This window comes from Curtobacterium herbarum (assembly GCF_016907335.1).
GTDB classification, from domain to species: domain Bacteria; phylum Actinomycetota; class Actinomycetes; order Actinomycetales; family Microbacteriaceae; genus Curtobacterium; species Curtobacterium herbarum.
In genome coordinates this window covers 1384975-1411939 of record NZ_JAFBBT010000001.1, presented here as the reverse complement: position 1 = coordinate 1411939, position 26965 = coordinate 1384975, and the positions used below count along the sequence as shown (strand labels likewise).

25 protein-coding genes are annotated in these 26965 nt (G+C 72.0%); 7 read left to right on the top strand and 18 right to left on the bottom strand.

What is annotated here, in order from left to right; genetic code table 11:
* Positions 1 to 14: 14 nt before the first annotated feature.
* Positions 15 to 797, top strand: a complete 783-nt coding sequence (gene map, locus JOD51_RS06835) for a type I methionyl aminopeptidase (RefSeq protein ID WP_204607589.1) — start codon at positions 15 to 17, stop codon at positions 795 to 797.
* A gap of 91 nt (positions 798 to 888) precedes the next feature.
* Here map and trmD read toward each other — a convergent pair whose 3' ends face one another.
* The 5 genes from trmD to JOD51_RS06810 form a co-directional block, all read right to left on the bottom strand.
* The gene (trmD, locus tag JOD51_RS06830; RefSeq protein ID WP_204607588.1) at positions 889 to 1575 is read right to left on the bottom strand and encodes a tRNA (guanosine(37)-N1)-methyltransferase TrmD; all 687 of its coding nucleotides are present in this window, start codon (positions 1573 to 1575) and stop codon (positions 889 to 891) included.
* 3 nt (positions 1576 to 1578) lie between these two features.
* Positions 1579 to 2187: a ribosome maturation factor RimM gene (gene rimM / locus JOD51_RS06825; protein ID WP_204607587.1), complete on the bottom strand. Its 609-nt coding sequence runs from the start codon at positions 2185 to 2187 to the stop codon at positions 1579 to 1581.
* Positions 2188 to 2206: 19 nt separating this feature from the next.
* Positions 2207 to 2443 (bottom strand): RNA-binding protein, encoded by a 237-nt coding sequence (locus JOD51_RS06820; protein WP_110826143.1) that lies wholly within the window; start codon positions 2441 to 2443, stop codon positions 2207 to 2209.
* A 3-nt stretch (positions 2444 to 2446) separates the two neighbouring features.
* Entirely contained in the window at positions 2447 to 2857 is a 411-nt protein-coding gene (gene rpsP / locus JOD51_RS06815) for a 30S ribosomal protein S16 (protein ID WP_204607586.1), read from the bottom strand.
* 185 nt (positions 2858 to 3042) lie between these two features.
* Positions 3043 to 5157 (bottom strand): oxidoreductase, encoded by a 2115-nt coding sequence (locus JOD51_RS06810; protein ID WP_259556664.1) that lies wholly within the window; start codon positions 5155 to 5157, stop codon positions 3043 to 3045.
* Between the two features lie 94 nt (positions 5158 to 5251).
* On the opposite strand from JOD51_RS06810, the gene JOD51_RS06805 reads away from it, so the two are divergent.
* Positions 5252 to 6382 (top strand): glutamate--cysteine ligase, encoded by a 1131-nt coding sequence (locus tag JOD51_RS06805; protein WP_204607585.1) that lies wholly within the window; start codon positions 5252 to 5254, stop codon positions 6380 to 6382.
* 119 nt (positions 6383 to 6501) lie between these two features.
* On the opposite strand, the gene ffh is transcribed toward JOD51_RS06805, so the two are convergent.
* The 3 genes from ffh to JOD51_RS06790 all read right to left on the bottom strand — a co-directional run bounded on the left by ffh (position 6502) and on the right by JOD51_RS06790 (position 9457).
* Entirely contained in the window at positions 6502 to 8055 is a 1554-nt protein-coding gene (gene ffh, locus JOD51_RS06800; RefSeq protein WP_204607584.1) for a signal recognition particle protein, read from the bottom strand.
* Between the two features lie 71 nt (positions 8056 to 8126).
* Positions 8127 to 9089 (bottom strand): hypothetical protein, encoded by a 963-nt coding sequence (locus JOD51_RS06795; protein WP_204607583.1) that lies wholly within the window; start codon positions 9087 to 9089, stop codon positions 8127 to 8129.
* Positions 9086 to 9457, bottom strand: coding sequence for a PadR family transcriptional regulator (locus JOD51_RS06790; protein ID WP_239539796.1), 372 nt, complete (start codon positions 9455 to 9457; stop codon positions 9086 to 9088). The genes JOD51_RS06795 and JOD51_RS06790 overlap by 4 nt, the downstream gene beginning before the upstream one ends.
* 81 nt (positions 9458 to 9538) lie before the next feature.
* Here JOD51_RS06790 and lipB point away from each other — a divergent pair, with 81 nt between their 5' ends.
* Together lipB and lipA are read left to right on the top strand one after the other, a co-directional pair.
* Positions 9539 to 10324, top strand: coding sequence for a lipoyl(octanoyl) transferase LipB (gene lipB, locus JOD51_RS06785; protein ID WP_204607582.1), 786 nt, complete (start codon positions 9539 to 9541; stop codon positions 10322 to 10324).
* A complete protein-coding gene (gene lipA, locus JOD51_RS06780) occupies positions 10321 to 11304 on the top strand; it encodes a lipoyl synthase (protein ID WP_204607581.1) in 984 nt (327 codons plus the stop codon). The genes lipB and lipA overlap by 4 nt, the downstream gene beginning before the upstream one ends.
* 89 nt (positions 11305 to 11393) lie before the next feature.
* Here lipA and JOD51_RS06775 read toward each other — a convergent pair whose 3' ends face one another.
* Together JOD51_RS06775 and ftsY are read right to left on the bottom strand one after the other, a co-directional pair.
* Positions 11394 to 12734: a glycosyltransferase family protein gene (locus tag JOD51_RS06775; protein ID WP_204607580.1), complete on the bottom strand. Its 1341-nt coding sequence runs from the start codon at positions 12732 to 12734 to the stop codon at positions 11394 to 11396.
* 101 nt (positions 12735 to 12835) lie between these two features.
* The gene (gene ftsY, locus JOD51_RS06770) at positions 12836 to 13705 is read right to left on the bottom strand and encodes a signal recognition particle-docking protein FtsY (protein WP_204607579.1); all 870 of its coding nucleotides are present in this window, start codon (positions 13703 to 13705) and stop codon (positions 12836 to 12838) included.
* A 275-nt stretch (positions 13706 to 13980) separates the two neighbouring features.
* Here ftsY and JOD51_RS06765 point away from each other — a divergent pair, with 275 nt between their 5' ends.
* Positions 13981 to 15009: a TerC family protein gene (locus tag JOD51_RS06765; protein WP_204607578.1), complete on the top strand. Its 1029-nt coding sequence runs from the start codon at positions 13981 to 13983 to the stop codon at positions 15007 to 15009.
* 150 nt (positions 15010 to 15159) lie between these two features.
* Here JOD51_RS06765 and JOD51_RS06760 read toward each other — a convergent pair whose 3' ends face one another.
* From JOD51_RS06760 to JOD51_RS06730, 7 genes are all read right to left on the bottom strand, one after another.
* The gene (locus JOD51_RS06760) at positions 15160 to 18924 is read right to left on the bottom strand and encodes an AAA family ATPase (RefSeq protein WP_204607577.1); all 3765 of its coding nucleotides are present in this window, start codon (positions 18922 to 18924) and stop codon (positions 15160 to 15162) included.
* A 33-nt stretch (positions 18925 to 18957) separates the two neighbouring features.
* Positions 18958 to 19992, bottom strand: coding sequence for a bifunctional DNA-formamidopyrimidine glycosylase/DNA-(apurinic or apyrimidinic site) lyase (mutM, locus tag JOD51_RS06755; RefSeq protein WP_204607576.1), 1035 nt, complete (start codon positions 19990 to 19992; stop codon positions 18958 to 18960).
* 4 nt (positions 19993 to 19996) lie between these two features.
* Entirely contained in the window at positions 19997 to 20728 is a 732-nt protein-coding gene (gene rnc / locus JOD51_RS06750) for a ribonuclease III (RefSeq protein ID WP_204607575.1), read from the bottom strand.
* A gap of 13 nt (positions 20729 to 20741) precedes the next feature.
* Positions 20742 to 20945, bottom strand: coding sequence for a 50S ribosomal protein L32 (gene rpmF / locus JOD51_RS06745; RefSeq protein WP_110902027.1), 204 nt, complete (start codon positions 20943 to 20945; stop codon positions 20742 to 20744).
* Between the two features lie 47 nt (positions 20946 to 20992).
* Positions 20993 to 21607, bottom strand: coding sequence for a YceD family protein (locus tag JOD51_RS06740; RefSeq protein WP_307839410.1), 615 nt, complete (start codon positions 21605 to 21607; stop codon positions 20993 to 20995).
* Between the two features lie 57 nt (positions 21608 to 21664).
* Entirely contained in the window at positions 21665 to 22153 is a 489-nt protein-coding gene (gene coaD / locus JOD51_RS06735; protein ID WP_204607574.1) for a pantetheine-phosphate adenylyltransferase, read from the bottom strand.
* Positions 22154 to 22224: 71 nt separating this feature from the next.
* A complete protein-coding gene (locus tag JOD51_RS06730) occupies positions 22225 to 24399 on the bottom strand; it encodes an ATP-dependent DNA helicase RecG (RefSeq protein ID WP_259557286.1) in 2175 nt (724 codons plus the stop codon).
* 234 nt (positions 24400 to 24633) lie between these two features.
* On the opposite strand from JOD51_RS06730, the gene JOD51_RS06725 reads away from it, so the two are divergent.
* On the top strand, positions 24634 to 25200 hold the full coding sequence (locus JOD51_RS06725) for an RsmD family RNA methyltransferase (protein WP_204607573.1): 567 nt from the start codon (positions 24634 to 24636) through the stop codon (positions 25198 to 25200).
* Between the two features lie 63 nt (positions 25201 to 25263).
* Here JOD51_RS06725 and thiL read toward each other — a convergent pair whose 3' ends face one another.
* Positions 25264 to 26325, bottom strand: coding sequence for a thiamine-phosphate kinase (gene thiL / locus JOD51_RS06720; RefSeq protein WP_259557283.1), 1062 nt, complete (start codon positions 26323 to 26325; stop codon positions 25264 to 25266).
* An 84-nt stretch (positions 26326 to 26409) separates the two neighbouring features.
* Between thiL and JOD51_RS06715 the strand changes: the two genes are divergently transcribed.
* On the top strand, positions 26410 to 26913 hold the full coding sequence (locus tag JOD51_RS06715; RefSeq protein WP_204607572.1) for a DUF3515 family protein: 504 nt from the start codon (positions 26410 to 26412) through the stop codon (positions 26911 to 26913).
* Positions 26914 to 26965 lie beyond the last annotated feature (52 nt).

Here is a 26965-nt window from a genome sequence, read left to right as displayed (position 1 = left end):
GGCAGGATGGACCCATGATCGAACTCCGCACCCCCGCCGAACTCGACGGACTGCGTGTCGCCGGCCGTTTCGTCGCCGATGTCCTGGACGCCCTGCTCGAGACCGTCGACGTCGGCGTGAACCTGCTCGACCTCGACCGCGTCGCCGCACGCATGATCGCCGAGCGCGGGGCGGAGAGCTGCTACGTCGACTACCACCCGTCCTTCGGCAAGTCCCCCTTCGGCAAGAACCTCTGCACCTCGGTGAACGACGCCGCCCTCCACGGCCTGCCGTACGACCTCGTCCTGCAGGACGGCGACCTGGTCAGCCTGGACTTCGCCGCGAGCGTCGACGGCTGGGTGGCGGACTCCGCCGTCACGGTCCAGGTCGGCACCCCGCGTGACGAGGACCAGCGACTCATCGCGACCGTCGAGCAGTGCCTCGCCGCGGGCATCACCCAGGCGGCTCCCGGCAACAAGCTCGGTGACGTCTCGGCCGCGATCGGCTCGGTCGCCCGCGGTGCCGGCTACGACGTGAACCTGCAGTTCGGCGGCCACGGCGTCGGACACACGATGCACGGCGACCCGCACGTCCCGAACGACGGGCGCCCCGGCCGCGGCCTGAAGCTCCGCCCGGGACTGGTCGTCGCCATCGAGCCCTGGCTCATGCAGGGCACGGACGAGCTGTACCAGGACGAGGACGGCTGGACCCTCCGCAGCGTCGACGGCTCACGGGCCGCGCACGTCGAGCACACGGTCGCCGTGACCGAGCAGGGTCCGGAGGTCCTCACCCTCCGCCGCGCCCAGCGCGACGCCTGACCCCGGCCCGGTCGGCCACACGACAGACGGGAGGCCCGTCACCAGCTGGTGACGGGCCTCCCGTGACGTCGTCGGTCGGTCTGCGACCCGCTCAGTCCGGCAGCAGGTCCGGTCGGACGCGGCGCGTCCGCTCCACCTGCTGCTCGTGGCGCCAGGCGGCGACCCGACCGTGGTGTCCACTGAGCAGGACGTCTGGCACGTCGAGGCCGCGCCACGACGCCGGCTTCGTGTACGAGGGGTACTCGAGCAGGCCGTCCTCGTGGGACTCCTCGACCAGTGACTCGGGGTTGCCGACCACGCCGGGGACCAGACGACCGACGGCTTCGATCACGGCCATCGCCGCGACCTCGCCGCCGTTCAGCACGTAGTCCCCGAGCGAGAGCTCGACGACGGTGCTGCGCGTCGCCGCCCACTCGAACACCCGGGCGTCGATGCCCTCGTACCGCCCGCAGGCGAAGACGAGGTGCTCGTGCTCGGCGAGCGAGCGGGCGATGGTCTGCCGGAACGGCGTGCCGGCGGGCGTCGGGACGACGAGGGTCGAGGAGCCGTCGGACCGCAGGATCGAGGACAGCGCCTCGGCCCACGGTTCGGGCTTCATGACCATGCCGGCACCGCCGCCGTACGGGGTGTCGTCCACGGTGCGGTGGCGGTCGGTCGTCCACGAGCGCAGGTCGTGCACGTGCAGGTCGAGCAGGCCGCCCTGCCGTGCCCTGCCGAGCAGCGAGACGTCGAGCACCCCGAAGAACTCCGGGAAGATCGTGACGATGTCGATCCGCACGGATCAGTCCTCGGTGTCGGCAGGCGACGTGTCGGCAGGCGACGTGTCGGCGTTCGACGAGCCCGCAGCCGGCGTGACCGTCTCGGGACGGCTCATGTCCTCGGGGTCCTCGAACAGGCCCACGGGCGGCGTCACCGTCACGGTGCCGGCGTCCAGGTCGACCGAGGGGACGATCGCCGCGACGAAGGGCACGAGGACCTCGCCGCGGGACTCGGTGTCGACCGCGAGCAGGTCCTGGGCCGGCATGTGGTCGACCCGAGCGACGGTGCCGACCTGCACGCCGTCGCGGAGGACCGTCAGGCCGACCAGCTGGTGGTCGTACCAGGCGTCGTCCTCGCCGGTCTCTTCCTCGGTGTCCTGTTCGACCCAGAGGATGGCGCGGGCGAGGGTCTCGGCGGCGCTCCGGTCGGCGATGCCCTCGAAGAAGGCGACCGGGTGCGAGTTGTACCAGCGCAGCTCGTCGAGCGCGATGGTCTTCCCCGACCAGGGAGAGTCGTCGGGGACCTGGAGCGTGAAGACGGCTCCGGGCGTGAACCGACGATCCGGGTCGTCGGTGTAGAGCTCGAGCTTGATGCCGCCCTTGAGCCCGTGTGCCTTGGTGATGCGACCCACCCGGAGCTGGGTCGTCTCCCTAGGAATCGCTGTCCACCACGTCGACCCGCACGCGCTTGCCGTCGGCCAGGGCCGTGACGAGCGTGCGGAGCGCCTTCGCAGTGCGACCGGCGCGACCGATCACGCGGCCGAGGTCCTCGGGGTGCACACGCACCTCGAGGACCTCGCCCCGCGCGGAGGTGGAGCTGGCGACGCGCACGTCGTCAGGGTGATCGACGATCCCCTTGACGAGGTGCGTCAGCGCGGATTCGAGCAAGGACTACGCCTCGGTCGTCTCGTCGGTGGTCTCGGCTGCGGCCGGAGCGGCGGGGGCCGTCTTCTCCGACTTGGGCTTGAGGACGGCCTTCTTCGAGCTGTCGACCGTGAAGGCCGGCTTCGGCTCGCGGACCTTGACCTTGGACGCGGTGTCCTTCTCGCCCTTGAACTTGGCCCAGTCACCGGTCAGCTTGAGGAGTGCGGCGACCTGCTCGGTCGGCTGCGCACCGACGCTGAGCCAGTACTGCGCACGCTCGGACTGGACCTCGATGAACGAGGGCTCCTCGGTGGGGTGGTACTTGCCGATCTCCTCGATCACACGACCGTCGCGCTTGGTGCGCGAGTCGGCGACGACGATGCGGTAGTAGGGCGCTCGGATCTTGCCGAGGCGCTTGAGACGGATCTTGACAGCCACAATGACTCCTGTTGCGTACGTGTTGTGGTTGAACCGGAACCGCGGGCGTGGGGGCACACACGGTGGAAGCTCTGAGAGACTCGCGATCCGCTGGATAGAGGGTCGAGCGGACACGATTCGACCGTTCATTCTTGCAGATTCCGGAGCGGGAAGCGAGCCACGTCCCGCGGCGCGTCGGCCGAGGGCTACGGCGCCAGGCGGCGGACGGCCTCCAGGGCCTCGCTCGTGGCGCGGACGGCGTCGACGCTGCGCGCATCACGTGCGCCGCCGACGACCGCGTACGGTACGTCCGCGGACCGGAGGCCCGTGGTCAACTCGTCCCGCGCCTCCTGTCCGGCACACACCACGACGACGTCGGCCGGCACCGCGAGCTCTTCCCCGGACTCGTCGCGGATCCAGAGCCGACCGGGCTCGATCCGCAGGTACTCCTGCACGCCGCCGACCATGCGGACCCCGGCGTCACGGAGCCGCCCGAGCGCCACCCACCGCGACGTGAGGCCGATCCCCTGCCCGAACTTGCCCGTCCGGCGGAGCACCGTCACCTGGTGCCCGGGTCGGATCGTGCGGTGCGCGGCCGGTCGACGCTGCGGCAGGTCGCCGACGAGCTCGTCGGACACCGGCACCTGCCACCGCGCGCCGAACTCGGTGGCTCGGACGGCCTCGTCCGGGGACTCGGTGAGGAACGCGGCGGTGTCGACGCCGATCCCACCGCCACCGATGACGGCGACCGTCCCGTCGGGCACGCCGTCGCGGAGTGCCTGCTCGTAGGTGAGCACGTGCGGCAGGTCAGCCCCGGGGACGTCGACCACGCGGGGCGTCACCCCGGATGCGAGCACCACGGCGTCGCTGTCCGTCAGGTCGGCCAGGGTGGCGGCGCGACCCAGGTGGACGGTCGCGCCACGCTCCGCGAGCTCCGCGCGGGCCGCCTGCACCGGGCCGGCGTAGTCCTCTTTCCCGGGGACCTCGGCGGCGAGCCCGAACTGTCCGCCGAGCACGTCCGAGGCTTCCCAGAGCCGGACGTCGTGTCCGCGTCGTGCGGCGTCGACCGCCGCGGCGAGCCCGGCCGGTCCCCCGCCGACGACGTCCACGCGTTTCGGGGCTGCCGTCGGACGGAGCGGGAACCGCACCTCGCGGGCGGCGCGCGGGTTGACCAGGCACGACACCGGTGCGCCGACGACGGAGCGGTCGAGGCACGCCTGGTTGCAGCCGATGCAGGTGTTCACCAGGTCGAAGCGGCCGGCCAGGGACCGGGCGACGAGTTCCGCGTCCGCCAGGAACGGCCGCGCGAGCGCCACCGCGTCGAGCCGGCCGTCGGCGAGGACCGCTTCGCCGTCCCGCAGGTCCGTCATCCGGTTCGACGCGATCACGCGCACGTCCGGGTGGTCGGAGGCCCGGACCACGTCCGCGATCCGGGTCGCCTGCTCGATCCACGCGCCGTGCGGCACGGACGCCTGGATCGTCGGGGTCCGGGACTCGTGCCAGCCGATACCGACCGAGATCGCGTCGAGGCCGAGCGGCAGGAGCTCGAGCACCAGGGCGTCGACGTCCGCGTCGGTGGAGGACCCGGGCATCAGGTCGGCGCCGGAGAGCCGGATCGTGACGGCCAGCTCGGGCACGGCGGCGCGGACGGCTCGGACGACCTCGACCGCGAAGCGACGGCGGCGCTCGGGGCTCCCACCCCACTCGTCGTCGCGCTGGTTCGTCAGCGGCGACTGGAACTGGTTGACGAGGTACCCCTCGGACGCCATGATCTCGACCCCGTCGAAGCCGATCGCCGCCGCTGCCCGGGCGGCCGTGGCGAAGTCCTCGATCGTCCGCCGGACCTCGTCGCCGGTCAGTTCCTCGGGCACCACGCCCCGCGCCGCGGCCCAGGGCAGCGCCGAGGGGGCGACGACGCGCTGCGGTCGGCTGTCACGGTCGGTCAGTCCCCCGACGAGCGCGTACCGACCGGCGTGGAACAGCTGCGCCAGGACCGTGCTGCCCGCGTCGTGCACCGCGTCGACCGCACGGCGGAAGCGCTCGTCGGCACCCCCGACGCCGAACACCGCGAAGTCCGGGCCGCCGCGGGCCTCGTCGCTCACCGCGATGCCGCCGGTGATGATGCACGCGGCACCGCCGGCAGCGCGTTCCCGGTAGAACTCGGCCATCGCGACACCACCGTCGTCCAGGACCTCGAGCCCGGTGTGCATCGACCCCATCACCACCCGGTTGGACAGGTGCAGCGGGCCGAGCGTCCACGGCGAGGCCACGGTACGGAGCTCGGCGGGCACGTCGGCAACGGGCGGAACGACAGCGGTCACGCAACGAACACTAGGCGAACGTGCCCGGTCGGCGGCAGAGCGGACACGCCGGACTCTCCGTCGTTCCGGTGGGGTGGACGGGCAGGATGGCCCCATGGACATCCGGTTCTCCGAATCCGCTCCGTCGACGATCGGCGTCGAGTGGGAGCTGCCCCTCGTCGACCGTGCGACGGGTGACCTCACCCCACGGGCCCCCGCGGTGCTCGCCGCCGTCCGGGAACGCCTGGACGACCCGGACCGGGTGACGGAGGAGCTCCTCACGAACACGGTGGAGGTCGTCACCGGTGTCCACGACAGCGTCGGCGGCGCCACCCGCGAGCTCTCCGGGATCATCGGCGAGGTCATCGACGCCGCCGACCCCCTCGACGCGCAGCTGATGTGCTCCGGCACGCACCCGTTCGCGCAGTGGGACCAGCAGGAGATCACGCCCGACAGCGAGCACTACACGACCCTCATCGACCGGACCCGCTGGTGGGGGCGGCAGATGCTCATCTGGGGCGTCCACGTGCACGTCGGCATCGACGACCGCGACAAGGCCGTGCCGATCATGAACGCGATGCTGGGCTACGTCCCGCACCTGCAGGCCTTCACCGCGTCGAGCCCGTTCTGGGCGGGCACCGACACCGGGTACGCCTCGAACCGGGCCCTGATGTTCCAGCAGCTGCCGACCGGCGGGCTCCCGCCGCAGCTCGGCGCGTGGGCGAACTTCGAGGAGGTCGTCGGCGACCTCGTGCACACCGGGGTCATCGACGGTGTGAAGGACCTGCGGTGGGACATCCGACCGTCGCCGGGCTGGGGCACGCTCGAGAACCGGGTGTCCGACGGCATCTCGACCCTTCACGAGGTCGGTGCGGTCACCGCGCTCGTGCAGTGCCTGGTCACCGAGAGCTCGGACCGGATCGACGCCGGTGAGACCCTGCCGGCGATGCAGCCCTGGTTCGTCCGCGAGAACAAGTGGCGAGCGGCCCGGTACGGCATGGACGCCGAGATCATCACGAACGTCGCCGGCGACGAACGACTGGTCACCGACGAGGTCCACGACCTGGTCGCGCGCCTCGACCCGGTCGCCGAGCGACTCGGCTGCCAGGAGGAACTGCACCACCTCGACACGATGATCGAGCGGGGCGCCTCCTACCAACGGCAGTTGGCGGTCGCGCAGGAGAACGGCGGCGACCTCCGCGCGGTGGTGCAGCACCTGGTCGGGGAGCTCCGCGACTCGCTCTGAGCACGCGCCCCACACGGCGAGGTCGCGACGCGACCACCCGACGGACGGGAGGCCCGGTACCAGCTGGTACCGGGCCTTCTGTCCGTCAAGTGGTGACCTGGGTCACCAGCGACGCACGGTCAGCGACCGAGGAACTTCTGCAGCGACGCGAGCTCTTCCTCGGACGGCGCGCCGCCGTTCTTGCCGGACCCCATCCCGAGCCCGAGGCCCGCACCCTTCGGTGCCTGCTGCGGCGCCGGAGCGGTACCGGAGGCGAGCGCCGCGCGCTTCGCGGGGTTGCCGACCTTCTTCTTCTTGCCCTGCGGCTGCTGCTTCTTGCCGCCGTGCATACCCGGGATCGGTCCCATGCCGGGCATCTGCGGGACACCGCCGCGCGCGACGGTCTTCATCATCTTCGCGGCCTGCTCGAACCGGTTGACGAGGGCGTTGACCTCGGTCACGGTGGAGCCGGCACCGCGGGCGATGCGCAGTCGGCGGGACCCGTTGAGGAGCTTCGGCAGTTCGCGCTCCTGCGGCGTCATCGACTGGATGATCGCCTCGGTGCGCACGATCTCGCGCTCGTCGAAGTTGTCGAGCGCTTCCCGCATGCCCTTCGCGCCGGGGAGCATGCCGAGCATGCCCTTGATCGACCCGGCCTTCCGGAGCTGCTGCATCTGCTGCAGGAAGTCGTTCAGCGTGAAGTTGTCGGTCGCGATCTTCTCGGCGACCTTGCGGGCCTCGTCCTCGTCGAAGGCGCCCTGGGCCTGCTCGATGAGCGAGAGGATGTCACCGAGGTCGAGGATGCGGCTCGCCATGCGGTCCGGGTGGAACGGCTCGAAGTCGTCGAGCCCTTCGCCGGTCGACGCGAACATGATCGGGCGTCCGGTGATCGAGGCGACCGACAGGGCCGCACCACCGCGGGCGTCGCCGTCGAGCTTGGACAGGACGACGCCGGTGAAGTCGACGCCCTCCTGGAAGGCACGGGCGGTGGTGACGGCGTCCTGACCGATCATCGCGTCGATGACGAAGAGGACCTCGTCCGGGTCGACGGCCTTGCGGATGTTCGCGGCCTGCTTCATCAGCTCGGCGTCCACACCCAGGCGACCGGCGGTGTCCACGATGACGGTGTCGTACTGCTGGTCGACCGCGGCCTTGATGGCGTTCTTCGCGACCTTGACCGGGTCCCCGACGCCGTTCCCGGGCTCGGGGGCGAAGACGTGCACGCCGGCCTGCTCGCCGACGACCTGCAGCTGCTGCACCGCGTTCGGACGCTGGAGGTCCGCCGCGACGAGCATCGGGGTGTGGCCGTCCTTCTTGAGCCACTTGCCGAGCTTGCCCGCGAGCGTCGTCTTGCCGGCACCCTGCAGGCCCGCGAGCATGATGACCGTCGGCGGCCGCTTCGCGAACTCGAGGCGTCGCTGCTGCCCGCCGAGGATGCCGACGAGCTCTTCGTTGACGATCTGGACGACCTGCTGCGCCGGGTTCAGCGCCTTGTTGACCTCGTCCGAGAGCGCCCGTTCACGCACCGAGGCGGTGAAGGACTTCACGACCTCGAGCGCGACGTCCGCGTCGAGCAGTGCCCGCCGGATCTCGCGGACGGTGCCGTCCACGTCGGACGGGGTCAGCCGTCCCTTGCTCCGCAGGTTGCGGAAGGTCTCGGTGAGCCGATCGGAGAGTGAACCGAATTGCGCCATGATCCGACCATCCTACCGTCCGTGGCGTGCGGCCCGGGAGGCGCGGCACCGGCCCGGCCCGCCGGTGCGGTTCACGCGCGCTCGCGTCGGGACCGCCGGGGTGCCCGACGTGCGATCACCAGGGCGGTGAGCGCCATCAGCGTCGAGCCCACCGCCATCAGGACCGATGCCCCGTCGTCTGCGGCGAAGTACCGGAGCGTGATGGTGCCGGCGATCGCCCACGGCATCCAGGCGACGGCGAGCGCGGCGGCGAGGACACCGTGCCGACCGCGGACGAGTTCGACGACCGCGACCAGGACGAGCACCCCGACCACACCGAGGAGCGCCGGGTTCACCGCGGTCCCCCACCAGCCGGCGTCGCCCAGCAGTGTCGCCTCGAACGGGTGGCCGGTCGGCAGCTGCAGGCCGACGAAGAGCGCGAGTCCGGCCGTCACCACCCCGAACGCGATGCCGAGGGCGCGCCGGTCGCGCGGTGCCCCGATGTTCGCGACGACGATGAGCGCCGTCATCGTCACGAGCGTGGTCGTCCCCGGTCCGTTCCAGTTCTCGGTCGCCTGCACCGTGGTCCGGGCGACGACGACGCCGAGCACGGCGAGCACACCGGCCAGGTGCGCGAGTACCCGCTGCCGACCGAGCGCAGCGAGCGCGCCGAGCAGGACCGGCGCCGCGAACAGCACGCCGACGTTCCGGAACGGCCCGAAGCCCGGCAGGTCGGGCCAGGCCGTGCCCGGCGGCGGACCCCACGGCACCCAGGACACCGCGAGCAGGTAGACCAGGGCGAATCCAGCTGCGGTCCCGGTGCCGATCGACGCCGCGAGCACCCGGACGTCGCCGGGGACGACGGCGTTCACGCGTTCGCGGAGCCCCTGCCACCGCAGTTCGGCGAGCTCACCCTGCGCCGGGCGAGTGCGCCCCTCACCGTCGGCGACGTCGAGCAGCGTGCCGAGCATCGCCGGCCCGTGCGTCCGGCGCCAGCGCATCGGGTACCACCCGAGTGCCTTGTCGTAGTCCTGTTCCAGCCTCGTGTTCGTCACGACGCGCCCCCCGGTCGGATGTGGATGCTGCGCACGGCCGGGCTCGGCCGCCACGCGGTGAGCCGTGCCCGTGCGGCAGCGGCGTTGGCCTCGATGCGGCGGACCTCGGCGTCGAGCGCGTCGGCTCCGGCGTCGGTGAGTTCGAAGTAGCGCCGGAGTCGTCCGTCCACCACCTCTTCCCCCGCGCCGGCGACGAGCCCCTGGTCGAGGAGTCGATCGAGGACGGCGTACAGCGTGCCGACCTTGAGTCGGACCCGCCCGTCGGACAGTTCGACGGCGTCCCCGATCAGGCCGTACCCGTGCTTGCGTCCCCCGGCCAGCGAGGTCAGCACGAGCAGGGTCGGTTCGCGCATCTCAGCGGTGCTCATGTGGCGAAGATACTCTGTCGAACAGAGCATGGCAAACACGCGGTTGTTGTACTGCGTCCAACTACTGGGTACGCTCGCCGCGTGCCGGAGATCGAGATCGTCCGCTGGACCCAGCCGCTGCCCTACACCGACGGGCTCGCCCTGCAACACGCACTGCGCGCCGACGTCCTCGCCGGCCGCTCCCCCGGAGCACTCGTCGTGTGCGAGCACCCGCCGGTGTACACCGCCGGTCGGCGGACCGAGCCGAGCGACCTACCGACGGACGGCTCCCCCGTGGTGGAGACCGACCGCGGTGGCAGGATCACGTGGCACGGCCCGGGACAACTCGTCGCCTACCCGATCGTCCGACTGCCCGAGCCGCTCGACGTCGTCGCCTGGGTCCGGTCACTCGAACAGGTGCTCATCGACGCCGCGGCGAGCGTCGGGGTCACGGCTGGTCGGGTGTCCGGCCGCAGCGGCGCCTGGGTGGGCACCGGGTCGACCGCCGCCAAGACCGGCGCCGTCGGGCTCCACGTGGCGCAGGGGATCTCGACGCACGGCATCGCGCTCAACTGCTCGAACAGCCTCGACGCCTACGCGGCCATCGTCCCCTGCGGCATCGCCGACGCGGGGGTCACGACACTGAGCCGCGCCGCCGGACGGCCGGTCAGCGTGGCCGACGTCACCGACGCGGTCACGGACGGGGTCCTTCGGGCGCTCGCCGGCGAGCGCCCCCGGTCGGAGACCGGAGGACAGGACCCGGCGAGCGGACGAAGCGCAGCCGTGACGGGCCTCCCGGCCGGAGCCAGCACCACCACCGGCCCGAGCACGGGCACGAGCACGAGCACGAGCACGAGCACGAGCCACCGTCAGGAGACCGCAGCATGACCCTCGCGCCGGAAGGACGCCGGATGCTCCGGGTCGAGGCCCGCAACGCCGAGACGCCGATCGAGTCCAAGCCACCGTGGATCAAGACCCGCGCGACCCAGGGTCCGGCGTACCGGGAGCTGACGGCGCTGGTGCAGGACCAGCGACTGCACACCGTGTGCCAGGAGGCCGGGTGCCCGAACGTGTTCGAGTGCTGGGAGGACCGCGAGGCGACGTTCCTCATCGGCGGGTCGCAGTGCACACGGCGGTGCGACTTCTGCCAGATCGACACCGGCAAGCCCGAACCGCTCGACCGCGACGAACCCCGCCGGGTCGCGGACTCCGTGGCCGCGATGCAGCTGCGGTACGCGACGGTCACCGGCGTCGCACGTGACGATCTCGACGACGGCGGGTCGTGGCTCTACGCGGAGACGATCCGGGCGATCCACGAACACTCCCCGGGCACGGGCGTCGAGATCCTGGTGCCCGACTTCTCCGGACGCCCCGACCAGCTCGGCGCGGTGTTCGACGCCCGTCCCGAGGTCTTCGCGCACAACGTCGAGACGGTTCCGCGGATCTTCAAGCGCATCCGCCCGGCGTTCCGGTACGACCGGTCGCTCGACGTCATCACCCAGGGACGGGACGCCGGGCTCGTGACCAAGTCGAACCTGATCCTCGGGATGGGCGAAGAGCGGCACGAGATCGAGGACGCCCTGCAGCAGCTCCGCGAGGCGGGGACCGACATCATCACCCTGACGCAGTACCTCCGCCCCTCACCGCGCCACCTGCCGGTCGCCCGCTGGGTCCGACCGGAGGAGTTCGTCGAGCTCCGCGAGCTCGCCGAGGGGATGGGCTTCGCCGGCGTGCTCGCCGGACCGCTCGTCCGCTCGTCGTACCGCGCCGGACGCCTCTGGGCACGGGCGACTCTCGCTCGCGGCGGGACGGTGCCGACGGCGCTGTCGCACCTGCTCGACGCACCGGTCGGCCGCCAGGCGGTCTGACCGGGCGGGGCGAACGGGCGGGGCGTCAGACGCGCGAGCCGACACGGTGGTCGCGGCGGACGATCCAGCCGATGCCGTCCCCGGTCACGTCAGGGGAACGCCGTGTCCGGTCGTCCGTCCGGCCGGCCCGGCGCCGACGTCGCCGGGTCCGGGCCGACACGATCCGGAGCGACGGGGCCGGGCTCGTCCGGACCTGCGTCGTCGCGGTCGACCGCCCGACTGCGGAGGAAGACGACCGCCAGGATCGGCAGCAGGATGATCTGTGCCCACAGGCCGATCGACATCGCCTCGTCGGCGTAGGTGCGGACCGTCGTGCCGGACGCCTGCAGGAAGATGTGCCGGAACCACCCGGCGAACAGCAGCGTGTTCGCCGCCAGGTAGGCGACCACCCACCCGGCCCGGATCCGGACGATGACGAAGAACGGTGCGAGCCAGAGCGCGTACTGCAACGAGTCCACCTTGTTCGCCACGAGGTACGCGCAGAGCAGCGCGGCACTCGTCTCGATCCACGGCATGCGTCCGCGTCGGATCCCGAGCACGAGACCGGTGACGAGCACGGCGAACAGGGCGAGGGCGGTGGCCCCGGTCGCGAGCAGGTTGAGCGTGTGCTGGAACCCGGGATCGTCCTCGGCCGACCACGGCTGGAACGCGTAGTACCAGACCGACAGCGTGGCCGAGTCGATGTCCCGGATGCCCTGGTAGCGGATGATCGAGAACCAGGACTCCGGCTCGGCCAGGAGGAACGGCACGTTCGCGACCAGGACCACTCCGACCGAGCCGATGACCGCCCCCGCGGTGCGTCGGATCCGGTCGCCCCAGGCAGCCGTCGCGTCGACGAGCAGTGCCAGGACGAACGGGGCGACGAAGACGAGCGGGTAGAACTTGAACGCACCGCCGAGACCGAAGAGCGCACCCACGACGACCGCGCGCCAGACGAGCGCCCGCCCGGCCGGCCACCGGATCGCGACCGCGAAGGCGACGACGCTGCACATCACGGGCAGCAGGTCCCAGTTGTAGAGCGCGTAGAGGAACAGCGGCGGGGTGGCGGCGAAGAACCAGGCACGACGACCGGCGACGCGGGCGAGGCACACCACGGTGACGACGACGACCGGCACGAACGTGAGCGCCGTCACGACGAGGAAGCCGCGGAGCGTGTCGACCGGCAGGGCACTCAACCACGCCCACAGCCCGGTGAGCGACGGGTACTCCAGGCTGCCCGGCGGCAGGCCGTTCTCGCCGAGCGGATGCCCGTAGGGGAACACGTGCGATGCGAGACCGCGGCTCGAGAACAGGCTGACGGTGTCGGCGAAGCACGCCTTGCGGGTCGCCGTCAGGAGGTCCACCTCGGGGGCCGCGCACTGCAGCTTGTGGAGCAGGCTGCCGATGGTCAGGGCGACGGCGACGACACACATGACGACGATCTCCGGCACCGAGACGCCGCGCGTGTGACCACGGCGGCCAGGACGGAGGTCTCCCTGGCCGGACGGCGGACCGCCGACGGCCGAGCCCACCGTGGACGGCCTCGCGGCGCTCACCCCACGAGGTTCTGCACGAACACGTGCGGCGTGAAGCCGGTCAGGTCGTTGATGCCCTCGCCCTGCCCGATCAGCTTGATCGGGATCCCCGTCTTCTCCTGCACGCTGAGCACGAACCCGGCCTTGGCCGAGCCGTCGAGCTTCGTGATGACGAGCCCCGTGACCCCGGCGCCCTCGATGAACGCCTGCGCCTGGGCGAGGCCGTTCTGACCGGTCGTCGCGTCGAGCACGAGCAGGACCTCGGCGATCTCGGTCTGCTTCTCGACGACGCGCTTGATCTTGCCGAGCTCGTCCATCAGCCCGGCCTTGGTGTGCAGTCGGCCGGCGGTGTCGATGACGACGATCTCGATGCCGGTGCGGATCGCCTGCTCGACGGTCTGGTACGCGACCGAGGCCGGGTCCTGCCCGGGCTGCGACGGCCGGACGACGTCGACGCCGGCGCGCTGGGCCCAGGTCGCGACCTGCTCGACGGCGGCGGCGCGGAAGGTGTCGGCCGCGCCGACCAGGACCGTGCGGTCGTAGGTGCGGAGGAACTTGGCGAACTTGCCGATGGTGGTGGTCTTGCCGACGCCGTTCACCCCGACGACGAGCACGACGGCCGGGCGGGCGCTGAGCTTCAGCGTCGTGTCGAGCTTCGACAGGCGCTCTTCGAGGACCTCGCGGAGCATCCGGTTGAGGTCGGCGGGGTCGGTCGTGCCGTACCGGTCGACCCGGGCGCGGAGGTCCTCGATGATCTCCTCGGAGATGTCGGGACCGAAGTCGGCGCCGATGAGTGCGGTCTCCAGTTCCTCCCACGTCGTCTCGTCGATGGTCTTCCGCTGGAAGAGACCCCGGAGCCGGGAGGACAGTGACCAACTACTCGCCATGTTCACAGCCTACGGGAGCCCGAGGGGGTGCTGCCTTCGGTAGAGTCGAAGACGCGAAGGGGAGTATTCCCTCTCGGCGACCCCGTCAGTACGGCCCGGAACGACCCGGACCCGGGGCGTCGGTCGCGGCCCAGTTCGGAACCGACCTCGTCGGACACCGATCAGGACCGTGGCGGAAGAGACCTTCAGGCTCTGGCGTACCCGTTTTCCGCACCACTTCCGTGGTCGGAGCTCGTCGATGGACGATGTGGTGCGCCCCTGACCTGGAGGTTCCAGTGGACGTTCCCCTGTACGTGTGGCTCATCACGATCGCAGGCATCCTCGCCTTGCTCGTGTTCGACTTCTTCTCGCACGTGCGCACCCCGCACGTGCCGCACATCCGCGAATCGGCCTTCTGGTCGGTCGTCTACATCGCCCTCGCGATCCTGTTCGGTGTCGGTGTCTGGGTGTTCGGCGGTGGACAGGCCGGCGGTGAGTACTTCGCCGGGTGGTTGACCGAGAAGGCGTTGTCCGTCGACAACCTCTTCGTCTTCCTCATCATCATGACGACCTTCGCGGTGCCGAAGGAGTTCCAGCAGAAGGTCCTGCTGGTCGGCGTCGCGATCGCCCTCGTCGCCCGCGGCGTCTTCATCGCCCTCGGCGTCACGATCATCGAGAACTTCTCGTGGGTCTTCTACCTGTTCGGCATCCTGCTGTTCTGGCTCGCCTGGTCGCAGGCCAAGGGCGGCGACGAGCACGGTGCCGAGGACGGCGACTCGAAGCTCATCCGTCTGCTCCGCCGTGTCATCCCGACCTCGGACCACTTCGACGGCGACCGCATGACCACCCGGGTGGACGGCAAGCGCCTCTTCACCCCGATGCTCCTCGTCATGGTCTCCATCGGTCTGACGGACGTCCTCTTCGCGCTCGACTCGATCCCCGCGATCTTCGGCCTCACGCAGGACGCGTTCATCGTGTTCACCGCGAACGCGTTCTCGCTGCTGGGTCTCCGCCAGCTGTACTTCCTGATCGCCGGACTGCTCGAACGCCTCATCTACCTGGGTCAGGGTCTGGCCGTCATCCTCGCCTTCATCGGCGTGAAGCTCGTCTTCCACGCGCTGCACGTCAACGAGGTGCCGTTCATCAACGGCGGCCAGCACGTCGAGTGGGCCCCGGAGATCCCGATCTGGTTCTCGCTCGGGTTCATCCTGCTGACGATCACCGTCGCGACGGTGGCCAGCCTCGTGGTGTCGAAGCGTCGCCAGCAGCGCGGTCTCACCCCCGCCGGCGACGCGCCGTCGGAGGTCCAGGCGGACGCGAAGTAGGCGTCCCCACACGACGGACGGGAGGCCCGGTACCAGCTGGTACCGGGCCTCCCGTCCGTGATGGGTGCGGCCACACGACCGAGGCTCGGTCCGGCGGACAGACTGCGCCGCCGCGCCGGCACGAAGTGTCCGCCGAGCCGAGGCTCGCCGTCAGCCGCTCCGCGGCCGCTGCACCCGCTGGCCGACGACCGCCGAGACGCCGTCCTGCCGCATCGACACCCCGTAGAGCGCGTCCGCGATCTCCATCGTTCGCTTCTGGTGCGTGATGACGATGAGCTGTGACGCCTGCCGGAGCCGACCGAAGACGGTGAGCAGGCGGCCGAGGTTGGCATCGTCGAGGGCCGCTTCGACCTCGTCCATGATGTAGAACGGGCTCGGCCGCGCGGTGAAGATCGCCACGAGGAGCGCCACAGCCGCCAGCGACCGCTCACCACCGGACAGCAGCGTCAACCGGTCGATCTTCTTGCCCGCGGGCTTCACCTGCACGTCGATGCCCGTCGTCAGCAGGTCGTCGGGGTTGGTCAGCGAGATCGAGCCCGAGCCGCCCGGGAACAGGATCGGGAACACGACGTCGAACGCCGCCTGCGTGTCCTCGAACGCCGACGAGAAGATCGTCTGCATCTTGCCGTCGAGCTCCTCGATGATCGTCAGCAGGTCGGTGCGGGTCTGCTGCAGGTCCTCGAGCTGCTCGGACAGGAACGCGTGCCGCTGCTCGAGCGCCTGGAACTCCTCGAGCGCCAGCGGGTTCACCTTGCCGAGCCGGCCGAGGTCCCGTTCGGCGGCGGCGAGTCGGCGTTCCTGCTCCTCGCGGACGTAGGGGGTCGTCGGGACGTCTGCCGGGTCGACGTCGGGCGCCTCGAACTCCGGGAGTGCCGGTCCGCCGGGCAGGGTCGACTCGGCGTCGACGAGCTCGGTGCCCGTGTCGGCGTCGGCGTCCGTCTCGGTGGACGTGTCTGTGTCCGTGTCGGTGGTCGTGTCCGCGCCGGTGGTCGTGTCGGCGGTCGTGTCCGTCCCCGCGGTCGTGCCGTCGTCGCCGGCCTCGGCCGCCGCCGCCCGCGCGGCCTCGCGGTGCCGTCGCGCCAGGACACGAGGGTCGACCAGCACGTCGACCGGCACCGGTACGTCGGGCCCGTACTCGGCGACCAGCACGGACTCCCCCAGCCCGAGTTCGCTCTGCGCCCGGTCCAGGACCCCGGTGACGTGCAGACGCTTCTCGTAGATCTCCATCTCGAGCGAGTGCACGCCGTCGGTGAGGGTCTGCAACCGGTCGCGCAGCTCGCGCTCCTCGTTCCGGATCGTCTGCAGCTCGGTGTTGCGGCGGGACCGCTCGGACTCCTCGGTGGCCAACTGCACCCGCGCCTGGGCGAGCGAGCGGTCGACCGAGGCCAGGACCACCGGCAGGTCGGCGAGCACCCCTTCGGCCGAGGCGATCTGCGCACGGCGGACGACCGCGAGCCGTGCCGCCTCCTCGGCCGCGGCCCGCTCGGCCTCGAGCTGCCGTTCCAGCTGGTCGGCGCGTCGGCGCTCGGCGCGCGCACGTTCCCGGGCGGTCTCGACCTGCAGCCGGTGCTCGATCTCCGCAGCCCGGGCGGCGTCCACCGCCTCCTGCGCCGCCGGTCGGGCCGAGGCGTCGACCACGGGCTTCGGCCGGGCGGTGAACTGCAGGAGGACGGTCTCCGCTTCGAGCAGCGCCGCGTCGGTCGCCGCTGTCGTGCCGTCGGTCTCGGCCAGTGCGGCACGCAGACGGTCCACCTCGGCCGCCGTGTTCTCGGCACGTGCTCGGGCGGACGCACTGGCCCGGTCGTACTCGGCGCTCGCGCGGGCGTGCTCACGCGCGGCACGGTCGGCCTCGTCCACCGCCCGTCGTGCGGTCTCGACCGCGGTCCGCGCGGCCTGGAGGCCCGTGGCCGCCTCCTCCGCCTCGGACACGACGGTCTGTCGTCGCGTCGCCGCGGCGTCTCGGTCGGCGACGAGCTCGATGCGGGACGTGGTCCGTGCACCGCCGCCGGTCACCCGGGCAGCGCGGACCAGGTCACCGGACCGTGTGACGACCGTGGCGTCCGGGGCGGCGGCGAGCACGGCCTCCAGGTCGACGTCGTCGTCCGCGACCAGCGTGTCGGCCAGCAGCGCGGTGAGCGCCGGCGGGCCCTGCACCAGGTCGAGCGCCCGCCGGACCGACGACGGCAGCACGGCCGGCAGCCGGGACCCGGAGCCGGGGACGTCCGCGACGACCACGTCGATGCGGCCGAGGTCGGCGGACCGGGCGTGCTCGACGGCGCCGAGTGCGACCGCACGGTCGTCGGCGAGGACGGCGTCGGCCAGGCCGTCGAGCGCCGTCGCGACCGCGGCCTCGAACCCGGGGGTGACGGTGAGCCGGTCGGCCAGGCGGCCGACGATGCCGTCGCGGCCGGCGTCGATGACGGCCTGGGACCCGTCCCGCACGTCGATCGACAGCGCCAGGGCCGCGATCCGGGCGTCGAGCGCGTCCCGTTCCCGCTCGAGCGTGTGCAGCCGGTCACGGTGGGCGTCGCGGTCGGCCTGCGCGCGGTCGAGCTGCTCCCGCGCGGTGGTGAGCGCCGCCGTGAGGGCGTCCTCGTCCGCGTCGAGCGACGGGTCGCGGCCGACGTCCTCGAGCGCGGCGGCCGCCTGCTCGGCACGGGCGACGGCCTCGGTCAGCGACCGCTCCCGACGCTCCCGGTCGTTCACGGCCGAGGAGCGCTTCGAACGCGCCACCTCGACCGCACTCGCCAGGCGCTGCCCGTCGAGGTCGTGCTGCGCGACCAGGGCGGCCTGCGCGGCGATCTGCTCGTCGAGGGCGTCGAGTGCGGCACGCGCGGCCCGGACCTGGTCGCCGACGGTCGTCGTGCCGGCCTGCATCTCGCGGGCACGCTCGTCCAGCCGGTCGGCCTCGGCACGGACACCCGCGACCCGCTCGGGGGTGATCGTCGGACCCTGCTGCGGCGCCTCGGCCTGCTGCGCCAGGAACATCAGGCGCTGGTTGGCGAGCATCGACAGGCTGCGGAGGCGCTCCTGCACGCTCTCGAGACGGTGCACCACGGTCCGGGCGCGGTCCACGTCGTCGCCGACCATGCTCGCCTCGACCTGCTGCTGGCGCTGCCGGATCTGGTCGAGCCGCTCCTGCAGGACGCCGCGCTCGGACTTCCGGCCGGTCTCGACCGCCAGGTGGTCACGGAGTTCGCGGCGGAGGCGCACCACGTCGTCCGCCAGGAGGCGCGCCTTCGCGTCGCGTGCGACCGCGGCGACGGACTGCGCCTTGCGGGCCACCTCGGCCTGGCGACCGAGCGGCTTCAGCTGCCGACGGATCTCGCCGGCCAGGTCGGAGAGCCGGGTGAGGTTCGTCTGCATCGCCTCGAGCTTGCGGAGCGTCTTCTCCTTGCGGCGACGGTGCTTGAGGATGCCCGCGGCCTCCTCGATGAAGCCGCGGCGGTCCTCCGGGGTGGCGTGCAGCACCTTGTCGAGCTGCCCCTGCCCGACGATGACGTGCATCTCACGGCCCAGGCCGGTGTCGCTCAGCAGCTCCTGCACGTCGAGCAGCCGGCAGTTCTCGCCGTTGATGGCGTACTCGCTGCCGCCGTTGCGGAACAGCGTGCGGGCGATCGTCACCTCGGCGTACTCGATCGGCAGCAGCCCGTCCGCGTTGTCGATCGTCAGCGTGACCTGCGCCCGACCGAGCGGCCCACGGGTGGCGGTGCCGGCGAAGATGACGTCTTCCATCTTGCCGCCGCGCAGGGTCTTCGCGCCCTGTTCGCCCATCACCCAGGCCAGAGCGTCGACCACGTTCGACTTGCCGGAACCGTTCGGCCCGACGATGCACGTGACGCCGGGTTCGAACGCGAACGTCGTCGGCTGCGCGAAGGACTTGAACCCCTTGATGGTCAGGCTCTTCAGGTACATGCGGTCTCCGGGGTCCTCGGCGTCCGCGTCAGGCTAACGCAGGCGGGCCCGGGGCCTCGGTTGGCACACGGGGCAACGGTGGCTGGAGCGGTTCATCCACGGCTCGCGCACGATCGGCGTCCCGCACCGTGGACACGGCTCACCCTGTTGCCCGTAGACCGCCAGGCGCTGCGAGAAGTAGCCGGACTGCCCGTTCACGTTGACGTACTGGTCGTCGAAGCTCGTGCCGCCGTCCTCGAGCGCGCGTCGCAGCACCGCACGGACCTCGTCGAGGAGCCCGCGGAGCGTCGCGCGGGGCAGCCGGTCGGCCGGGCGGTCGAAGTGGAGCTTCGCGGCCCAGAGCGACTCGTCGGCGTAGATGTTGCCGATGCCGCTGATCACGCCCTGGTCGAGCAGGACCCGCTTGATGCCGCTCGACCGTTTGCGTGCGGCGGCGAGGAACCGGTCGTCGTCGAACGCCGGGTCGAGCGGGTCGCGGGCGATGTGCGACACCTGGAACGGGATCCGGCGGCGCCAGGCGGCGGCGGGGTCGAGCGTGTCCACGGCACCAGCGAGCCCCGCGGGAGCGCCGTCGACCGTCGGCAGCATCCGGTCGATGGCCATCGAGCCGAAGGTCCGCTGGTCGACGAACTCGAGCTGGACGGGTGCCTCCGGCGCACCGTCGCGGTCCGTGCCGGGCGGCTGCACGTCGATGACGATGCGGCGGTGGCGGGCGGCGGGGCGGTCGCGGCCGAGCAGGATCTGGCCGCTCATGCCGAGGTGGGCGACGAGGGCCTCGGGGCGCGCGTCGGTTCCCGGTCCGGCGTGCGCGTCGGTTCCCGGTCCGGCGTGCGCGTCGGTTCCTGGTCCGGGCTGCGCGTCGTCGTGCAGCGGGAACCACATGAACTTGCCACGGCGGACGGCGGCGGCGATCGTCCGGCCGGTCAGCCGGTGCGCGAAGTCCTCGGCCAGGCCGTCGTGCCGGGTGAGGGCCCGCTCGTCGAGCACCTGCACGTGCAGCACCCGTGCACCGGTGACCGCGGGTTCGAGGCCCGCGCGGACGACCTCGACCTCGGGGAGTTCGGGCACCTGGTCAGGCCCCGGCGGTGCGCCCGGACAGTCGCGTCCAGGCGTCGAGCGCCGCCGACATCTCGGCGGTCTTCTTGCTCGTCCCGGTGCCGGTGGCGATGTCCTCGCCCTGCAGCACCACGGTGGCGTGGAAGGTCTTGTCGTGGTCCGGGCCCGCCTCGGTGATCCGGTAGGCCGGGTTGCCGAGCGTCAGCACGGAGGCGAGCTCCTGCAGGCTGGTCTTCGGGTCCATCGCGGCACCGAACCGAGCCGGGTCGACGAGCAGCGGCGCGACGAGACGGAGCACGAGGTCGGTCGCGGCGTCGGCACCGGCGGAGATGTACGTCGCACCGATCACGGCCTCGACGGTGTCGGCGAGGATCGAGGACTTGTCCCGCCCGCCGGTCTGTTCCTCGCCCTTGCCGAGCCGGAGGTACGCGCCGAGCCCGATGTGCCGGCCGATCTCCGCCAGGGCGACGGTCGACACGAGGCTGGCGCGCCGCTTGGCGAGCTCACCCTCGTCGAGCTCCGGGTAGTCCCGGAAGAGCTTGACGGTCACGGCCTGGCCGAGGATGGAGTCGCCGAGGAACTCCAGCCGCTCGTTGTGCCGGATCCCGCCGTGCTCGTACGCGTACGAGCGGTGGGTCAGCGCGAGCTGGAGGAGCTCGGGGTCGACGGGGACCCCGAGGAGGTCACGAAGACGAACGACGTCCGGCCCCACGGGGCTGGACCCCGCGGCGCCGGACGTCGCAGTCATGAGTGCAGTCCGATCAGACGTCGGCGACCTTGCGGCCCTTGTACTCCATGTACAGGGGGGTGCCGGCGGAGTCCTCGACGACCTTCGCACGGTGCGGGAGGCTGTAGACGACCTTGCCGTTCTCGATCGTCTTCACGAGCTGGACCGGTGCGGCCTTCCACTGCGATCGACGGGCGTGCGTGTTCGCACGGGACTGCTTGCGCTTCGGGACGGCCATGGTGGTTCTCTTTCGTTTGGTCGGTGGTCAGTCGCGGATGGTGGCGGTCACTCGGCCTGGTCGGCCGGCGCCCGCTCCTCGTCCGCGGTGGTCTGGTCAGCGGCGTGGTGCCCGCCGGGGTTCTGGTGCTCGTTGCTGTCGTTGCTGTCGAACTGGATCCCGCCGAGCGCTGCCCAGCGAGGATCGGTGGCCGACGGAGCCGGTCGTTCGCCGACGTCCGCCAGGCGCTCACCCGTCACCGGGTCGAGTCCTGGACAGTCCGGTCGGCAGACCGGGGTGAACGGCAGCGACAACACCACCGCGTCTCGGACGACCGGTTCACAATCCACGTGGTCATCGTGAACCTGGTAGTCGAATTCCTCCGAGGCAGCATACGCGAACAGTTCCGCGAATTCGACCTCGACGGGCTCGCTGATGTCGATGAGGCAGCGCGAGCACTCCCCCGTTGCCTCGGCCCGGGCGTGTCCGGACACCAGGACGCCCTCGTGCAGGCCCTCGAGCTTGACGTCGAGGTGCATCTGGTCACCCTCGCGCACCGCGATCAGACCGGCGCCGAGCGTGCTCGGCACCGCGATGTCGAGCGAGACCTCGCGCATCTCGCCCGGCCGTTGCGCGAGTTCACGCACACGCAGGGCGTAGGGGCTGTTCACGGAGGAATACACGATCAACCAGCCTAGCGCGCCCGAGCCGAGGAGTCGAGCACCCGACGCGTGTCGACCTCAGCGGCGGTCGGCGAGCGCCCGGGCCACGACCTGGGGCACGTACGGCGTGACGTCCCCGCCCAGGCTCGAGACCTGCCGGATGAGCGAGCTCGACACGTGCGCCCGGGCGGCGTCCGGCAGCAGGAACACCGTCTCGACGCCGGCCAGGTGGCGGTTCATGATCGCCATCGGGGTCTCGTACGCCACGTCCTCGCCGGAGCGGACGCCCTTCACCAGGATCTTCGAGCCGACCTGTCGGCAGTAGTCGACCAGCAGCCCGGCGGTCCACTCCCCGACGACGACCCGGCCGGGGACCCCGACCTCGGTCAGGGACTCCTCGATCAGACGGACCCGGTCGACGGCGTCGAACAGCGCGGCCTTCTTGTCGGGGTTGTGCACGACGAGCACGTGGACCTCGTCGAACAGCTCGGCGGCACGGGCGATGACGTCGAGGTGCCCCAGCGTCACGGGGTCGAAGGAACCGGGCACGACGGCGATCTTCGTCATGCAGGCGACCATACCGGCCCGGTCCTGACCCGCTGCGGCGCGGTCCGGCCCCGTGCCCGGTCGCCCCGTGCTCAGTTCTTGCCGAGGAAGGCCGCGTCGGACTCGTCCAGGCGGCGTGTCAGGGCGTCCCGGAGCGCCGGGCTGCCGCTGAGGTCCGGGTCGCGCTCGAGGAGCCGCTCGGCCTCGTCACGGGCGTCGATGATGACGTCCGCGTGCTGCACCACCCGCAGGAGCGTCAGGGACGACCGCCCGCCGGACTGTCGTTCGCCGAGGACGTCGCCCTCACGTCGGAGTTCCAGGTCGACCCGGGCGAGCTCGAACCCGTCGTCGGACGCCGCGACGGCGTCGACCCGCTCGCGCGAGACCGTCTCGGCCTCGGCGTGGGTGACGAGCAGGCAGACGCCCGCGTACTGCCCGCGGCCGATCCGACCACGGAGCTGGTGCAGCTGCGAGACACCGAACCGGTCGGCGTCGAGCACGGCCATCATCGAGGCGTTCGGCACGTCCACCCCGACCTCGATGACCGTCGTGGCGACGAGCACGTCGACCGCGCCGTCGGCGAAGGACGTCATCACGCGGTCCTTCTCCTCCGCCGTCATCCGTCCGTGCAGGACCTCGATCCGACGCCCCGCGAGGACCGGCATCGTCCGCATCCGTTCGGCGGTCGCCAGGACGGTCGCGGGCTTCCGGGTCGGCGTGCCCTCGGGGTCGCTGCCGTCGGCTGCCGGTTCCGGTGCGCCGTCGTCCTCACCGTGCGCGTCGTCGATGGCCGGGCAGACCACGAACGCCTGCCGGCCGTCGGCGAGTTCCTCCGCCATCCGGGTCCAGATCCGGGACTCCCACCCCGGGTGCTCGGCCAGCCCGACCGTGAAGGTCTCCACACCGGCGCGGCCGGAGGGCATGCCCTGGATGGTCGAGACGTCGAGGTCGCCGAACACCGTCATCGCGACCGTGCGCGGGATCGGCGTCGCGGTGAGCACCAGCACGTGCGGCGGGGTCGCGCCCTTCGTCCGGAGTGCCTCACGCTGCTCGACGCCGAAGCGGTGCTGCTCGTCGACGACCACCAGACCGAGCTCGGCGAAGTCCACGCGGTCACCGAGGAGCGCGTGCGTCCCGACGACGAGCCGGGAGCCACCGGAGGCCGCCGCGAGCAGTGCGCGTCGGCGTTCGTCGGTGGACTGCGAGCCGGTCAGGATCACCGGCCGGAGTTCCGCCGCCAGGTCCGGGCCGAGGAACTTCACGATCGACCGGAGGTGCTGCGCGGCCAGGACCTCCGTCGGGGCGATCAGGGCGGACTGGCCGCCCGACTCCGCCACGGTGAGCATCGCCCGGATCGCCACGAGGGTCTTGCCGGAACCGACCTCGCCCTGCACGAGCCGGTGCATCGGCCACGTTCCGGCCATGTCCTGGGCGATCTCGGCACCGACCGCTCGCTGGTCGTCGGTGAGCGTGAACGGCAGGGTCGCGTCGAACCGCTCGAGGATCCCGCCCGGAGCGGCGACCCGGGCCACCGACGCCGTCGCACGGGCCGCGATCCGGCGCTGCACCAGGGCGGTCTGCAGCACGAACGCCTCGCGGTAGCGCAACGCGTCCTGAGCGCGTTTGAAGTCCGCGACCTTCTCGGGTCGGTGCAGCATCTCGAGCGCCTTCCGGAACGGCACCAGGTCGAGACGGGTCCGCACCGATGCGGGGATCGGATCGGTGACCTCAGGCAGGGTGTCGAGGACGATGCCCATGGCCTTCGCGATCTGCCACGACGACAGTGACGCGGTGGCCGGGTAGATCGGGATCGGCTGGCGGGAGAAGCGGATGGCCTCGTCCGACTCCGGGTCGGCCGTCGCGCGCGGGTCGTCGGCGTCGAAGAGCTCGTAGTCCGGGTGGGCCAGCTGCCGGGCCCCGCGGTAGTCGCCGACCTTGCCCGCGAAGATGCCCCGAGCGCCGACGACCAGGTCCTTCGTGCGCCAGCCCTGGTTGAAGAAGGTCAGGGTCAGCAGGCCCTTGCCGTCCCCGATCTTCGCTTCGAGGATCGAGCCGCGCCGGGCCCGCATCGTGCGCTCGCGGACCTCGACCACTTCGGCCACGATCGTCACCGGTTCGCCGATCGCCAGGGAGTCCAGGGCGGTCAGCGCACCGCGTTCGGCGTAGCGCCGGGGGGCGTGCTCGAGGAACTCACCGACCGTCCGGTGCCCGAAGGCCTTCTCGATCGCCTTCGCGGTCCGGCCACCGAGGACGTTGGCCAGCTTCACGTCGAGCGGCGCCGGCCCCCACTCGACTGCAGGCGTGGCGGGCGCGGGACCGTCAGGCAGGGAACCGCCGGGCACGGAACCGTCGGGCACGGAGCCGCCGGGCGTCGTCGGGGCGGTGTCGGCGCGGGAGGTGACCACACGCCAACGGTACCCGGCACGACCGACCGACCACGGGCCTCCCGGACGCCTGTGGAGAACGCCGGAGGGGCCGCGGCTGCCCGCTACGGTGGCTGTATGACCCGCATCATCGCCGGTGCCGCCGGCTCCACGACGCTCCGGGTGCCGAAGTCCGGCACCCGGCCGACGAGCGACCGCGTGCGCGAAGCGCTCTTCTCGTCGCTCGAGTCGCGCGGGCTGATCGACGACACCTCGGTGGCCGACCTCTACGCGGGGACCGGCGCACTCGGGCTCGAAGCGGCGTCGCGCGGTGCGGTCGAGGTGTCGCTCGTCGACCGGGCGGCTCCCGCTGCCGCCGCCTGTCGCGAGAACGCGAAGGCGGTGCAGAAGCGGGTGCCCGGCGTCCGGGTCGCGGTGCACGCGCAGCCGGCCCTCGGCTACCTCCGGACCACGGCGAAGACCTTCGACCTGGTGTTCATCGACCCGCCGTACGAGGTCCCGGAGTCCGAACTGACCGACGTCCTCGACGCCCTGGTGTCCCGACTGACGCCCGAGGCGGTCGTCGTCGTCGAACGGGGCACCCGTTCCCCGGAGCCGACGTGGCCGACCGGACTGACGCCGTTCAGCAAGCGGTCGTGGGGCGACACCGTCGCGTGGGAAGCCGTGGCGGACGCCGCCGGCTGAGCCGGTCGCTCAGCACGCTGTCGCGGTCGACTGTGCTCCGTCGCGGTCGACCGCGCTCCGCTCTCAGCCCGCTGCGCCGTCCCAGTCGGCGTAGGGGTCCCACCCCGTCGTCGGGACCACTTCCCCGCCACGCACCAGGTCGACACTGCGGCCGGTACCGCCGCGCGCCGTGTCGCTGCTCCCCGTGTCGTAGCTCCCCGTGTCGCCGTGCCCCGCCTCGCCGCTGCCCACGTCGTCGCGCACCCGGACGACCCCGATCCGTCGGAACCCGCCCGGCAGGGCGGCCTCGGCCGGGAAGGTCGCCAGCAGCCCGTGGTCCTCACCACCGTGCAGCGCGACCGGGTCCAGCGCCGGCTCGACGTCGAGTTCCAGCGTCACCCCACTCGCACGTGCCAGCCGACCGGCGTCGATCGCCAGGCCGTCCGAGAGGTCGAGCATCGCGGTCGCTCCGGCCCCAGCAGCGAGCGGACCGTCGGCGATCGGCGGGACCGGACGGCGTTGCCGGGCGACGTCGGGGTCGGTGTCCGCCCCGCTCGCCCGGACCCGGTCCGCGTCCGGCTCACCGGCAGCGTCCACGCCGTCGCGGAACAGCCGGGCGAGCCCCCGTGCGGCCGGCCCGAGCTCGCCGGAGACCGCCAGGACGTCGCCGGGGCGCGCGCCCGAGCGGAGGACCGGGGTGCGTCCGCCGAGGTCGCCGAACGCCGTCACGGTCAGTGAGAACGTCGCCGAGGTCGACAGGTCGCCGCCGACGACGCCGATCCCAGGTGCCAGTGCGTCGATGGCGGTGCGGAAGCCGTCGGCGATGCCCTCGAGCACGGTGACCGGCGTCTCCTGCGGGGCGGCGATGGCGACCACGAGACCCGAGGGCACCGCGCCCATCGCGGCGACGTCGGAGAGGTTCGTGGCGGCGGCCTTCCAGCCGACGTCCTCGGGCGAGGACCACGCCCACCGGAAGTCCGGGCCGTGCACCATCATGTCCGTCGTCACGACGAACCGTCCGTCCGGAGCGGCGACGACCGCGCAGTCGTCGCCGGGGCCGAGCAGCGGTGACCCGGACGGGAGGCGCCGGGTCACGCGGGCGAGCACGGCCAGTTCGCCGAGTGCCCCGACCGTCGGTGTGCCCACCGTCGGTTCACCCACCGTCCGGGGCCGGGTGCCGGGGTCCTGCTCGTCCGTCGCGTCCACACCAGAACGGTAGCCTGGACGCCGATGGACACCGCACCCCGCCGCCCCCGGACCGTCACCCGCCGCCGCAGTGCCCTCGCGGGTCTGGTCCTCGCCGCGGCCGTCGTCGTGGGGCTGACCGGCTGCACGAACGCCGTCGCCATGCAGCCCGCTCCCTCGGCGAACGCGGCCGCCTGCGCCGGCGCCCAGGTCCGGCTCCCCGCGACGCTGAACGGCACGCTCCCGCTCCGGAACACCTCCGCGCAAGCGACCGCCGCGTGGGGCTCCCCCGCCGCCGTGCTCTACCACTGCGGCGTCGCCGTGCCGACCGTCTCCGACCTGCCGTGCTTCGCGAAGGGTTCGGTCGACTGGATCCGCGACGACCGCGGGCAGAACGTCGTCTACACGACCTTCGGCCGGTCCCCGGCGGTGCAGGTCGTCATCGACACGAAGCGCGCCACGGCCGACGCGCTGCAGGACCTCGGTGACGCCGTGTCGACGCTGCCGAAGGACGGGCACCGCTGCCTCGATCCGCAGGACGTCAGCTAGGGCACAGGGCCGCAGGACGTCAGCTCGGGCGCCGGCCCGCAGGACGCCCAGC